The following is a 13,979-nucleotide window of genomic DNA, read 5'->3' on the forward strand; positions in this document are numbered from 1 at the left end:
CAAAAGTACCTCCCTTTTTAAAGATACACAGTAACTAAGGTTACAATTAAAAAAATTCTTTCAATAATATATAAATCCCCATTAATAAAGTGAGCAAACCAAAACCTTTTTTTAGTTTTTCTCCCTTTATAAACTTATTGAGGTATACGCCAATAAACATTCCTATTACAGAAAATCCTGAAAACAATAGTAAAAATTCCCAATCAATCTGCATATGACTTATATCACCTAAAAATCCGATAAGTGATTTAATAGCTATAATAAATAAGGAGGTAGCTACAGCTCTTTTCATCGGCAATTTAGCCAATAAAACCAAAGCAGGAATTATTAAAAAACCACCTCCGGCACCAACAACACCAGTTACGGTACCAACAAAAATACCTTCAACCACAATCATTGGATAGTTGTAACTAATCGAATCATCATCAAGTTTATCACAATGCTCACATTTTCCTTTAATCATAGAAAAAGAGGCAAATAACATGATAACAGCAAAGAAGATCATTATAGCCACATCTTTTGTCAACACAAAAGAGTTAACTGTCCAAATAGTTTCAGGGATTGCAGGTAAAATAAATTTTCTAGTCAAAAATACTGCGATAAATGATGGCACTGCAAAAATGAAGGCCGTTTTAAAATCAACTAATCCTTTTTTAAGGTTTTTGAAAACGCCAACGGTTGAAGAGACACCGACTACAAAAAGAGAATATGCGGTTGCTGTAACAGGGTTGATATGCAATAAATACACCAACACTGGTAGCGTTAATATACTACCTCCTCCACCGATAAGGCCCAATACAACCCCTATAATTAATGCTCCTAAATATCCTAAAATTGAAGTAATATCCATGTAATATTTTTATAAAACAAAGTAACAACTTTCACGATTGCTAAACTGCAACTCTTGTTACAAAGCATTTAATCATTTATTAGTATTTTATTGCGCTGTAAGACGATTGTACCTTGTTTTTCAAGTGCCTTAAGTAATCTTGAAATCACAACTCTAGAAGTATGTAAATCGAAGGCAATTTCTTGATGTGTACTTAACACCTCATTACTACCAGCTATCTTAGCCTTTTCATGAAGATATTTTAAAATACGTTCGTCCATTTTTAAAAAGGCCAAAGAATCAACTGTTTCCATCAATTCTTGCAAACGCGTATGGTAACTTTCAAATACAAAATTTCGCCACGATTTGTATTTACTGGTCCATTCTTCCATCTTTTGAATTGGAACCATCACCAATTTTGTTGGAGATTCTGCCACAGCTAGTATTTCGCTTTTACTCTGACCTAAACAACAAGCCAAAGTCATGGCACATGTTTCTCCTTTTTCTAGATAATAGAGTAACAATTCATCTCCTTCATCATCTTCTCTTAATATCTTAATGGCTCCGTCTATTAGAAGTGGCATAGACCTCACATATTGACCAATATCCATTAATATAAAACCTTCAGGAATTTCTTTAAACACTCCGACAGCATTAATTTCCTGAAGTAATTCAGGTTCAAAAAGTCCTCCGTAATGTTGTTTTAACTCTTGAATCATGGCGGCAAAAGTACTATTAATTAATGAGGTAATTTATCTTTTAACATTCCGTAAATAAATGCTCCTAAAATAGCAGAAATAAGCACTACAAGAATGGGTACATATCCTGCTCCAACCAAAATATACATCGGTCCCGGACACGCTCCTGCAAGGGCCCAACCTAAACCAAAAAGTATACCCCCAATAATATATCGAGTAAAGCCTTTTTCTTTTGGACTAATCTTTATCTGCTCACCAAATACAGATTTCTGCTTTGTTCTTTTAATCCAAGCAGTTATCAATATACTCAATCCAACAGCCGAACCTATGATGCCATACATATGAAAGGATTTGAATTGAAACATTTCGTAAATACGAAACCAAGAAGCTGCTTCTGATTTGTATAATATGATACCAAACAGTGTACCTATAACTAAATAAATAATACTTCTCATCTTAAAATAATATTGGGAATAAAACATGTACCATTATTAAGCCTCCAATAAAGAAACCTATAACAGCAATTAATGATGGTAATTGCAAATTACTCAATCCAGAAATGGCATGTCCTGATGTACAACCACCTGCATAACGAGCTCCAAAGCCAACCAAAAATCCGCCAAGTACTAAATACAATACATATAAAGGATTTCGAAATACACCTACCCCAAATAATTCATCTGGTAAATAGGTTGCTCCTGCATTGGCAATACCAAACTCCTCTAATTGTGCAACAACATCTTGGTGCAAGGCAATACTTTGATCTGGAGATAAATAATTAGCAGCTATATATCCCCCAATTGCGGCTCCTACTGCTACCAACAAATTCCAACGATTGGCTTTCCAATCAATGTTAAAATACTCCCACTTTTTACCGGCACCAGACATGGCACAAACCGTTTGAAGGTTGGTTGACATACCAAATCGTTTACCAACTTTTAATAAAATAAATAGGATGAGTGCTATTAAAGGCCCAGAAACATACCAAGGCCATGAGGCATAAATTATGTCCATAGTTTAAATTGTTTCATGCAAAATTATCACATTTAAATTTGATTAAATGTAACTATGGTTACACAGTAAAGTAAGTAAACATTAATTTGTAGAAACAAAAAAACCGAAACTTTCGTTTCGGTTTTCTTTTGCGGAGAAAGAGGGATTCGAACCCCCGGACCTGTTACAGTCAATGGTTTTCAAGACCACCGCATTCGACCACTCTGCCATTTCTCCAGTATCTAATGCGTTACCTAGTTTGTAAATTAATTACTCGCGTAGGCGGGTGCAAATATAGTATGCTTTTTTAGTATTCTCAAAACTTTTTCCAATTATTTTTTAATTCAATATCTCATTCAATAAAGTTCAAATAAAGACCCTATTTTGGTATAGAATTTATGGCAGTTTGTTACTTTTGTTCAAAATTTGATTTTATGGCGAGCAATACCTTTGGAAATCTGTTAACACTAACCACATTTGGCGAATCTCATGGTCCTGCAATTGGTGGAATTTTAGATGGTTGTCCTGCTGGAATAACTATTGATTTAGAAGCTGTTCAAGCTGAACTAAATCGCCGTAAACCTGGGCAATCTGCTATAGTTACTGCGCGTAAAGAGCCAGATGAAGTACAATTTTTGTCTGGTATATTTGAAGGCAAGACCACAGGTACTTCTATTGGTTTTCAAATTCAAAACACAAATCAAAAAAGTAAAGACTATAATCACAATGTATCTGTGTACCGTCCGTCGCATGCAGATTATACGTATGATCAAAAATACGGTATTAGGGATCACAGAGGTGGTGGACGAACTTCTGCAAGAGAGACTGCGAATTGGGTTGTTGCGGGTGCCATTGCTAAACAAATTATATCACAGATACATATCAATGCTTTTACATCTTCTGTAGGAGAGATTACTATTAATAAACCTTATCAAGATCTTGATTTTAGTTTAATTGAATCAAATGCTATTAGATGTCCTGATTCTGAAAAGGCCGAAGAAATGATTCAGCATATTAAAGAAATAAAGAAGCAAGGCGATACTATTGGAGGTACTATTACATGTGTCATTCAAAATGTACCTATTGGGTTGGGCGAACCCATCTTTAATAAACTACATGCCCAGTTAGGTAAAGCCATGCTATCTATAAATGCTGTAAAAGGTTTTGAATATGGTAGTGGCTTTTGCGGAACCAAAATGAGAGGTAGTGAGCACAACGATGCCTTTAATACTGATGGTTCCACTAAAACTAACCTTTCTGGAGGTGTGCAAGGTGGTGTTACCAATGGCATGGATATTTACTTTAGAGTAGCATTTAAACCAGTTGCAACTTTAATTCAAAAACAAAAAACAATAGATAGTGAAGGAAATGTTGTAGAAATGCAAGGTCGTGGTAGACATGACCCATGCGTTGTGCCAAGAGCTGTACCTATTGTTGAGGCCATGGCTGCCATGGTAATGGCAGATTTTTATTTATTGGATAAGACTACCAAACTGTAATTCATTTTAATTGTAAAAATAAAATGAAAGCGGAGCAACAAGAATTTGTTGCTCCGCTTTTATATTTAAACGAGTTGTAAAAAAAGGGTTAATCTTTTATCGCTTCTTTTACTGGTTCTTCCTTTTTAGAAATAATATTGCCTTTGGCATCAAGTTCAACTATTTCGTAGCCTAATTCTTCTAAGGCTTCAATATTACTTGATTTATCACCTACCACTACAATATTCATATTATCTATTTGTAGGTTCTTATCTGCTAAATTATTTATCTCTTCTTTTGAAATAGTTTTAATAATATTCGATTGCTCATCAACATAAGATTTATCTAAGTTGTAATGAACTATTCTTCTCAAGAAACTCGCCTTTTGCCCTGGAGTTTCATAACTTCTAGCATCTCGCTGACCTATAGAATTTCTCATAAAAGACAATTCATCATCAGTAATCCCATCTTTCTTATAATCGGTAAGTTCTTTCATGAATTCTGATACCGCCCCTGCAGTTGCATCCGCACGTACTCCTGCACTTGCTGTGAATGGTCCAGGATCGTCATCTGAATTAAATCCAGAGCGAGCACCATATGTCCAACCTTTATCTTCTCTTAGATTTAAATTTATTCTACTATTGAATGCCCCTCCTAAAGGATAATTCATTAAGTATGATTTAAAATATTCTCCTGTTGCATCGTATGGCATATCGGTTACATAACCAATTCTTATTTGAGATTGTGGAGCTTCGGTTTTATCAACTAAGTAAATTTTAGTTTTATCTTGCTCGTTTACTTTTGGCATTGTTGGAACCTGAGTACCTTTGTTTTCCCAACTGTTTAAAAAGTCTACAGAATTCAAAACTTCATTTTTTGATATGTCTCCTACAATAACTAACTCACTTAATTCTGGACCATAATTTTGCTCGTAGAAGTTCTTAACATCAGCTAATTCAATAGCCTCAACAGATGATACGATACCAGAGCTTGGTACTGAGTAAATATGATTGTCACCATACAACAGTCTTCTATAAACATTTGATGCTATTGAGGCAGGATCTTTCTCATTAGATTTTAAACCTTCTATTTGTTGCTTTTTTAATCTATCAAAATCTTTTTGTGTAAACTTTGGTCGGTATAACACTTCTTCCAAAATTTCCATAGTTCTACCCAAGTTTTTCTTCAAACTATTAACACTAATTGTTGTTTGAGAATCTCCAGCATAAATATTGATACTACTACCAATTTTTCTTAATTCTTCTTGAATTTGTTCAGAGGTATAGTTTTCAGTAGACTCATTCATCAATGAGGCTGTTAAAACAGCTAAACCAGATTTATCTGGTGTATTGATATCCATTCTATGGCCACCATTAATACTTAGTTGCACAGCAACTACAGGAATCTCATCAGTTTGTGTTCCAATAACTTTTATTCCATTCTTTAATTCCGACGTCCAAAATTCTGGAACTTTTACTAAAGGAGAAGCTCCTGGTGTTGGATGAATGCTTCTGTCAAAATTATCTCCTTTAGGCCTATTATACACAAGCCCTGAATAATCAGTAGTTGGATATGGATTTCCACCATCTTTATTAACAGTATAGTTATCTGACTTTGCAGGTTCTGCTCCAGTTTCTGGCACAACACTCAATATTACAGCAGGCTTACCTTTAATATATTTATTATACACACGCAAAACATCTTCTTTTGTAATGCTTTGATATCTATTTAAATCATTCTTAATACCATTCGGGTTATTTAAAAATGTTTCATAATACGCTAGTTGCGATACTTTACCACTTACACTTGCTAGTCCATTTATAAAATTTGATTCTTGATTTGCTTTAAACTTGGTGATGTCATCATCTGTTACACCAGCTTTTTCAAAATCAAGTAAAACCTGTCGCATCTCTGTTTCAAACTCAGCCAAGGTTTTTCCTGGAAATGGTAAAACAAAAAATGATATTTCTCCTGCTAATTCACTCGCAGAGTTGAAACTCGACGCTTGAATCGCCTTTTTAGGGCCAACAAATTGTTTAAACAAGAAAGAACTTTGTCCAACTCCAATAATTTCAGCCAAACAATCTAAAGCTGCTTCATCTGGATGAAAACTAGGAACAGTTGGATACGTAAATAACAATCCAGGGAAACGAATATTTTTATCTACATAACTTACATATCTATCTGCATCAATAGTTGGAGTATCTAGTTTTAATGGTTCAACCTCTGGCCCTGGAGGAATAACACCAAAATACTTCTCTACCATTTTTATTACCTCTTGAGCATTAACATCTCCACCAACAGTTAACGTAGCATTGTTTGGGCCATACCATCTTAAAAAGAAGCTTTTTAAGTCATTCACATCAACTCTGTCTAAGTCTTCTAATTTTCCGATAGTTAACCAAGAGTAAGGATGCCCATACGGATAAAGAGCCTCGGCATTTACTTCACTCCATCGTCCATAAGGTCTGTTGTCGTAGTTTTGACCTTTTTCATTTTTTACAGTTTCTCGTTGTACTTCAAATTTTTCTTGCGTTACGGCATCCAAAAAGAATCCCATTCGATCAGCTTCTAGCCAAAGTAACAACTCTAATTGATTGCTTGGTGCAGTTTCGAAATAATTGGTACGATCTCTATTTGTAGTTCCGTTAAGAGTACCTCCTGCATTCGAAATTAATTTAAAATGCTCTTCATCTGCTACATTTTCTGAGCCCTGAAACATCATGTGCTCAAAAAAGTGGGCGAAACCTGATTTTTGTAATTCTTCTCTTGCAGATCCAACATGATAAGTAACATCAACATGTACTAATGGATCAGAATGATCTTCATGTATTACTAGGGTTAAACCATTGTCGAGTCTGTACTTTTCATAAGGTATGATTACCTCATCTCCAGTTTTTGTTACCTTTTCAATAAGCTTTGTTTGCGACCAACCTATTGAAGATAAGAGCACAAAAATAATAAAGGTGATTTTTGTTTTCATAGATCAAATTTTAGTTAAATTGATTCATAATTTACATCAAAATTTTCATTTTTAGCTAGATTCGAATATCGTTGGCGTTTTTTTAACAAATTACACTACACATATAAATCGTTATTTATTAAACATTTAGAATAATTTAATCCTTTGTTCAATCTAGATACGGGGCTCAAATATCAAATTAACTTTTCAACAATTGTAGTTATTCTCCAACCACTCCTGTACTTTAAAACATCGAAAAACAAGAGTAGATAAAAGGGAGAAGCGCTAAATATCAAGCACATAATAAGTTTGAGCAATTTAGATATTCTATTCGTGATGACTATTTGAATTACTGTGCACCAGAAGGTGATGATGCTACTTCAAATCAAACTAAATATATAGAAATATTCCCAAAATCCGTTTTGAATAAGGTTAACATTACCGATATTGGAATGGCCTATTCTATGAATCCATACCAGGGTTGTGAACATGGTTGTATTTTGCTGTTATGCCAGAAATTCACATGAATTCTGGGGCTACAATGCAGGATTGGATTTTGAGCAAAAAATCTTGTATAAAAGTAATGCTGCTGAATTGCTTGAAAAGCAAATTACAAGTCGTAATTGGAAAGCTGAAAATATTATGTTTTCGAGCAATACAGATTGTTATCAACCCATTGAACGTAAACTAAAAATAACACAGAGTATGTTAGAGGTTTTACTTAAATACAAACATCCAGCAAGTATTATTACTAAAAACAGTTTGGTTTTAAGAGATCTTGATTTATTAAAAGAAATGGCCTCTCAAGGGTTGATACATGTGAGTATATCTATTACTTCTCTTTCTGAAGATACGAGAAGAATTTAAGAACCTAGAACAGCAAGCATTAAGCAAAGATTAAAAGCTGTTGAGCAATTATCTGCAGTAGGCATACTGTTAATGTGATGATGGCTCCTATTATTCCAGGTTTAAACAACCATGAAATTTTTGATATGGTAAAAACTGTGAGTCAAATTGGAGCAAAATCTATAGCCTACACTATGGTTCGATTAAATGGCGCAATTGGTGAAATTTTTACTGATTGGATATATAAAACGTTACCTAATCGAGCAGATAAAATTTTGAATCAAATTAAAGTGGTTCATAATGGAACATTAAAGGATTCTAAATTTGGCACTCGAATGAAAGGAGAGGGTAATTATGCCAATCGAGTGGCAATTCAGTTTAGAATGGCCAAAAAGAAATTTATGTCAGAGGTTTGTATGCCTCCACTTAATTACGATCTATTTGACAAAACAAGAAGCAATCAAATACGATTATTTGACTAAATGATCTTTAGAATTATCGAGTCCTATCTTTCCAGAGAGAATATCAAAATACATAACAAAATCTGACTTTAAACTCCACCAAGGATATTTAAATGTCGCAGGTTTATTTTTCTCATAGAAAAAATGACCAACCCACGCAAAACCGTAACCTGCAATGGGCACAAAAGCAAACAACACGTAATTCCTATGATAGATAGCAGTAATAGCCAATGCAAAAACGAATGTAGTTCCAATAACATGTAATAACCTACATGTTCTATTGCTATGTTCGGATAAATAAAACTTGTAAAACTCTCTATAGGTTTTTATTGGATGCCTAGTCATTAGTATAGTGCTTTGGTTAATAATGTTCTAATTGGTGCAGCCACCTCATAATGTTTTAAAATAGTGTTCATTAAACCACTAGACTCAATAGTTTTTGGATCTAAATGGGCAAAATAATACCATTGCTTATTGAATAACAAAGGTTGAACTGCTGCTGCATCTTTTAATTCTTTTGGAATTCTTTTTGCTTGCTCACCTTTTATTTCACCATAAAATGATTTAAAAGACTTTTCATTTATAGCCTTTTCAAAAGCTTCTAAATTATCTGCTATGTAATCTCTTACACGGGCTACTTGATTTGAATTTAGCATAAAAACTCCACCGTAAATACCCAGTTTTTCAGGACCTAATTCCACATAAATACCAGGGTATGTTTTATCCTTTCTACCATTCTTTGAGATTAAAGCGGAATTGTTGGTTTTATAAGGCGTTTTATCTTTAGAAAAACGTATATCTCTATTAATTCTAAAAATCGCTTCCTTTTGTGTTATTTGAATTTCTGGGTCTTTCTTAGCGACTTCTTCAATCAAACCTGTTACAAACACTTTAAAAGGCTCTCTTACTACTTCTTCATAACGTTTTCTATTTGCATCAAACCATTCTTTATCATTGTTTGGTGCTAAATCTTTGAAAAACTGGAGATATTCAGAAGTAAAGTAGGTCATGTATTCATTATGTTGATATAAAGATATAAAAAAACACCCATCATATTTTGATGGGTGTTTTTGTTTTATGCTTCTCCTGTTGGTCCAAAGTTAATAGGAATTGGAGGTTGCTCATAATCTTTAATCTCTCCGTGTCTGCCTTCAAACCTCTTAACATTATCTTCTAATGCTTTGGCCAACCTTTTAGCGTGCTGTGGTGTCAAGATAATTCTCGATTTTACCTTAGCCTTAGGTGTACCTGGCATAATATTGATAAAGTCTACAATAAATTCTGATACTGAATGATTGATGATAGCGAGGTTGGAATACGTTCCTTCCGCTACTTTTTCATCTAATTCAATATTTAATTTACCATCTTTAGGTTTTTGTTCAGCCATGGTTTCTTAAAAATTAGATCTATCCATTTCTTCTTTAGAACCTACAATAATACTATCGTACTCACGTAATCCAGTACCTGCAGGTATACGCTTACCAACAATTACATTTTCTTTCAATCCTTCTAAACTATCTACTTTACCGCTTACAGCAGCTTCGTTTAATACTTTAGTTGTTTCCTGGAAGGATGCCGCAGAAATAAATGATTTCGTCTGTAAAGATGCTCTTGTAATACCTTGTAATACTTGCTCAGCAGTAGCTGGTTGTGCATCACGCGCTACAACTAACTGCTTATCAGCTCTACGTAACTTAGAGTTTTCGTCTCTTAAATCACGTGGACTAATAATTTGTCCTGCTTTTAAGCTTTCTGAATCACCAGCATCTTCAACTACTTTCATTCCGTAAATCTTATCATTTACTTCAATAAAGTCGTTTTTGTGTACTAAATCATTCTCTAAGAATAAGCTGTCCCCAGAGTCAATTATTCTAACTTTACGCATCATTTGACGTACTACTACCTCAAAGTGCTTATCGTTAATTTTTACCCCTTGTAAACGGTATACATCTTGCACCTCATTTACTAAGAACTCTTGCACAGCTGTTGGGCCTAAAATATTCAAAATATCTGTTGGAGTAATTGCACCATCAGATAATGGCATACCAGCTTTTACGTAATCGTTCTCCTGAACTAAGATTTGGTTCGAAAGTTTAACTAGGTATTTCTTGATATCTCCGTATTTAGACTCAATTATAATTTCACGGTTACCACGTTTAATTTTACCAAATGATACCACACCATCAATTTCTGAAACTACTGCTGGGTTAGATGGGTTACGTGCTTCGAATAACTCTGTTACACGTGGTAAACCACCGGTAATATCACCTGCTTTACCAGATTTACGAGGAATCTTAACTAATGTTTGACCTGACTTAATAGTGTCACCTTCATTTACAATTAAGTGTGCACCTACAGGTAAACTATATGAACGTAGCGTTTCGCCATCTTTACCTTGAATTAATAAAGTTGGAATAACCTTTTTATTCTTAGACTCAGTAATTACTTTTTCTTGGAAACCAGTTTGCTCATCAATCTCTACCGCAAAGTTTATATCTTTCTCAATGTTTTCAAATGCAATCTTACCTCCAAATTCAGAAACAATTACACCGTTAAATGGATCCCATTGACAAACAGTATCTCCTTTCTTTAAATCCTGACCATCTTTAATAAAGATAATAGAACCATAAGGAATATTGTTTGTACTCAATACGATACCTGTTTTCTTATCTGTAATCTTAAGTTCTGAAGTTCTAGAAATTACAATATCAACTTCGTTACCTTGACCGTCATCACCTTTTACAGTTCTTAAGTCTTCAATTGTAGCTTTACCAGCAAACTTAGTAATTAACTTGTTCTCTTCTGAAATGTTACCAGCAACACCACCAACGTGAAACGTTCTTAATGTTAACTGTGTACCAGGTTCTCCAATAGACTGCGCTGCAACAACACCAACAGCCTCACCTTTTTGAACCATTTTTCTAGTTGATAAACTATAGCCGTAACATTTAGCACAGATACCTTTCTTAGACTCACATGTTAATGGAGAACGTACCTCTACTGAATCAATTGGAGAAGCTTCAATTCTAACAGCAATTTCTTCTGTGATAGCTTCATTAGCTCCAACATAAACCTCACCAGAAATAGGATCTACAACATCGTGTAAAGAAACTCTTCCAACAATACGTTGCGATAATTTCTCAACAATCTCATCATTTTTCTTTAATGGTTTAACTTCTAAACCTCTTAAAGTTCCACAATCTACTTCTGTTACAATAACATCTTGAGATACATCTACTAAACGACGAGTTAAGTAACCTGCATCGGCCGTTTTTAATGCCGTATCCGCAAGACCTTTACGTGCACCGTGCGTAGAGATAAAGTACTCAAGAATTGAAAGACCTTCTTTAAAGTTAGAAAGAATTGGGTTTTCAATAATCTCACCACCACCGGCAGTAGATTTTTTAGGCTTCGCCATTAATCCACGCATACCCGTTAACTGACGGATCTGCTCTTTAGAACCCCTTGCTCCAGAATCTAACATCATAAATACTGAGTTAAATCCTTGTTGGTCTTCACGCAAACGTTTCATAGAAAGTTCTGTTAAACGGTTGTTTGCAGAACCCCAAATATCAATTACCTGATTGTAACGCTCTTTGTTTGTTAACATACCCATATTATAGTTCATACGGATAGCATCAACTTGCTCATTAGCATCAGCAATCATTGTGTGCTTTTCTTCTGGAATAATGATATCACCTAAACTAAATGATAATCCTCCTTGAAATGCAAACTTATATCCCATGTCTTTGATCTCATCTAAGAACTTACCAACTTTTGGAATACTCGTTACTTTTAATATACGACCAATAATATCTCTTAAAGATTTCTTAGTCAATACTTCGTTCACATATCCAGCCTCTTCTGGAACAACCTCGTTAAATAACACTCTACCAGCAGTAGTTTGAATTAACTTAGTTACTTGCTCTCCTTCTTCATTGATATCTTGTGTACGAACTTTAATTCCTGCATTTAGGTCAACTCTCTTCTCGTTAAAAGCAATAATTACTTCTTCTGGAGAATAGAAAGTTAATCCTTCACCTTTAATTGGGTATTCTGGAGTAGACTTACGCTCTTTAGTCATATAGTACAATCCTAATACCATATCCTGTGATGGTACAGTAATAGGAGCTCCGTTTGCTGGATTCAATACATTGTGAGAAGCCAACATTAATAACTGACACTCTAAAATAGCCTCAGGGCCTAAAGGTAAGTGTACCGCCATCTGGTCACCATCAAAATCGGCGTTAAATGCCGTACACACTAATGGGTGTAATTGAATTGCTTTCCCCTCAATTAATTTTGGTTGGAATGCTTGGATACCTAAACGGTGAAGCGTTGGAGCACGGTTTAGTAATACTGGGTGTCCTTTAAGAACATTTTCTAAAATATCCCATACTACCGGCTCTTTCTTATCTATAATTTTCTTTGCAGATTTAACTGTTTTTACAATACCTCTTTCAATCAACTTACGGATGATAAATGGCTTGTAAAGTTCTGCTGCCATATCTTTTGGTAAACCACACTCATATAATTTAAGTGTTGGTCCTACAACAATTACAGAACGTGCAGAATAATCAACACGCTTACCAAGTAAGTTTTGACGGAAACGTCCTTGCTTACCTTTTAAGGAATCTGATAACGACTTTAACGGACGGTTAGATTCTGTTTTAACAGCAGATGATTTACGTGTGTTATCAAATAGCGAATCAACCGCTTCTTGTAACATACGCTTTTCATTTCTCAAGATTACTTCAGGAGCTTTAATCTCAACTAAACGCTTTAAACGATTGTTACGGATAATAACTCTACGGTATAAATCATTTAAATCTGAAGTAGCAAACCTACCACCATCTAACGGCACTAACGGACGTAATTCTGGCGGGATTACAGGGATGGCCTTCATGATCATCCACTCTGGTTTGTTTTCTCTATTTTTATTCGCTTCACGGAAAGATTCAACAACATTTAAACGCTTTAAAGCTTCTGTTTTACGTTGCTTAGAAGTTTCTGTGTTTGCTTTGTGTCTTAATTGGTAAGACAACTCATCTAAATCAATACGTGCTAATAAATCAATTAAACACTCAGCACCCATTTTAGCGATAAACTTATCTGGATCTGAATCGTCTAAATATTGATTTTCAATAGGGAACGTTTCAAGAATATCTAAATATTCTTCTTCTGTTAGGAAGTCCATTTTTTGTAATGGTTCTCCTTCAGCATTTTTAGCTCCTGCTGGTTGAATTACTACGTAACGCTCGTAGTAAATAATCATATCTAACTTTTTAGATGGCAACCCTAAAAGGTAACCCATTTTGTTAGGTAATGATTTAAAGTACCAAATATGTGCAACTGGTACTACTAAGTTAATGTGACCTACTCTATCTCTACGTACTTTTTTCTCAGTAACTTCAACACCACAACGATCACATACAATACCGCGGTAACGTATTCTTTTATACTTACCACAGGCACATTCGAAATCTTTTATAGGACCAAATATACGCTCACAGAACAACCCATCTCTTTCAGGTTTGTGCGTACGGTAGTTAATGGTCTCTGGTTTTAACACCTCTCCTCTAGATGCTTCTAGAATAGATTCTGGTGATGCTAAACCAATAGATATTTTATTAAACTTTTTTACAGTGTACTTATCGTTTCTTTTTGCCATGATAATGGATTCGAATTATGTAAAAATTATAAAGATGGTTA

General features: G+C 34.5%; 12 protein-coding genes and 1 tRNA gene. 3 read left to right on the top strand and 10 right to left on the bottom strand.

Annotation, left to right across the window (positions count from 1 at the left end; all coding sequences use genetic code 11):
- Positions 1–46 precede the first annotated feature (46 nt).
- From ACYQ5R_RS00255 to ACYQ5R_RS00275, 5 genes are all read right to left on the bottom strand, one after another.
- Positions 47–850 carry a sulfite exporter TauE/SafE family protein gene (locus ACYQ5R_RS00255; RefSeq protein WP_460188896.1) on the bottom strand — a complete coding sequence of 268 codons (804 nt, stop codon included), beginning with the start codon at positions 848–850 and terminating at the stop codon, positions 47–49.
- Positions 851–918: 68 nt separating this feature from the next.
- Positions 919–1,548: a Crp/Fnr family transcriptional regulator gene (locus tag ACYQ5R_RS00260; protein WP_460188897.1), complete on the bottom strand. Its 630-nt coding sequence runs from the start codon at positions 1,546–1,548 to the stop codon at positions 919–921.
- Between the two features lie 20 nt (positions 1,549–1,568).
- Positions 1,569–1,982 (bottom strand): DUF6691 family protein, encoded by a 414-nt coding sequence (locus tag ACYQ5R_RS00265; RefSeq protein WP_460188898.1) that lies wholly within the window; start codon positions 1,980–1,982, stop codon positions 1,569–1,571.
- A 1-nt stretch (position 1,983) separates the two neighbouring features.
- Positions 1,984–2,541, bottom strand: a complete 558-nt coding sequence (locus ACYQ5R_RS00270; RefSeq protein WP_460188899.1) for a YeeE/YedE family protein — start codon at positions 2,539–2,541, stop codon at positions 1,984–1,986.
- A gap of 131 nt (positions 2,542–2,672) precedes the next feature.
- Positions 2,673–2,757: transfer RNA gene (locus tag ACYQ5R_RS00275), tRNA-Ser, on the bottom strand.
- A gap of 197 nt (positions 2,758–2,954) precedes the next feature.
- Here ACYQ5R_RS00275 and aroC point away from each other — a divergent pair.
- The gene (gene aroC / locus ACYQ5R_RS00280) at positions 2,955–4,019 is read left to right on the top strand and encodes a chorismate synthase (protein WP_460188900.1); all 1,065 of its coding nucleotides are present in this window, start codon (positions 2,955–2,957) and stop codon (positions 4,017–4,019) included.
- A gap of 88 nt (positions 4,020–4,107) precedes the next feature.
- Here aroC and ACYQ5R_RS00285 read toward each other — a convergent pair whose 3' ends face one another.
- Positions 4,108–6,981, bottom strand: coding sequence for a M16 family metallopeptidase (locus tag ACYQ5R_RS00285; protein WP_460188901.1), 2,874 nt, complete (start codon positions 6,979–6,981; stop codon positions 4,108–4,110).
- A 468-nt stretch (positions 6,982–7,449) separates the two neighbouring features.
- Here ACYQ5R_RS00285 and ACYQ5R_RS00290 point away from each other — a divergent pair, with 468 nt between their 5' ends.
- Together ACYQ5R_RS00290 and ACYQ5R_RS00295 are read left to right on the top strand one after the other, a co-directional pair.
- Complete coding sequence (locus ACYQ5R_RS00290) at positions 7,450–7,827, top strand: hypothetical protein (RefSeq protein WP_460188902.1); 378 nt, start codon at positions 7,450–7,452, stop codon at positions 7,825–7,827.
- A 77-nt stretch (positions 7,828–7,904) separates the two neighbouring features.
- The gene (locus ACYQ5R_RS00295; RefSeq protein WP_460188903.1) at positions 7,905–8,288 is read left to right on the top strand and encodes a hypothetical protein; all 384 of its coding nucleotides are present in this window, start codon (positions 7,905–7,907) and stop codon (positions 8,286–8,288) included.
- On the opposite strand, the gene ACYQ5R_RS00300 is transcribed toward ACYQ5R_RS00295, so the two are convergent.
- The 4 genes from ACYQ5R_RS00300 to rpoC all read right to left on the bottom strand — a co-directional run bounded on the left by ACYQ5R_RS00300 (position 8,277) and on the right by rpoC (position 13,938).
- Positions 8,277–8,612, bottom strand: a complete 336-nt coding sequence (locus ACYQ5R_RS00300) for an Mpo1-like protein (RefSeq protein ID WP_460188904.1) — start codon at positions 8,610–8,612, stop codon at positions 8,277–8,279. The genes ACYQ5R_RS00295 and ACYQ5R_RS00300 overlap by 12 nt on opposite strands.
- Complete coding sequence (locus tag ACYQ5R_RS00305) at positions 8,612–9,277, bottom strand: DUF2461 domain-containing protein (protein WP_460188905.1); 666 nt, start codon at positions 9,275–9,277, stop codon at positions 8,612–8,614. Before ACYQ5R_RS00305 ends, ACYQ5R_RS00300 begins: the two co-directional genes overlap by 1 nt.
- A 65-nt stretch (positions 9,278–9,342) precedes the next feature.
- The gene (locus tag ACYQ5R_RS00310; protein ID WP_460188906.1) at positions 9,343–9,654 is read right to left on the bottom strand and encodes a DUF3467 domain-containing protein; all 312 of its coding nucleotides are present in this window, start codon (positions 9,652–9,654) and stop codon (positions 9,343–9,345) included.
- A 6-nt stretch (positions 9,655–9,660) separates the two neighbouring features.
- Complete coding sequence (gene rpoC, locus ACYQ5R_RS00315; RefSeq protein WP_460188907.1) at positions 9,661–13,938, bottom strand: DNA-directed RNA polymerase subunit beta'; 4,278 nt, start codon at positions 13,936–13,938, stop codon at positions 9,661–9,663.
- Between the last annotated feature and the right edge of the window lie 41 nt (positions 13,939–13,979).

The organism is Urechidicola sp. KH5 (genome assembly GCF_054661455.1).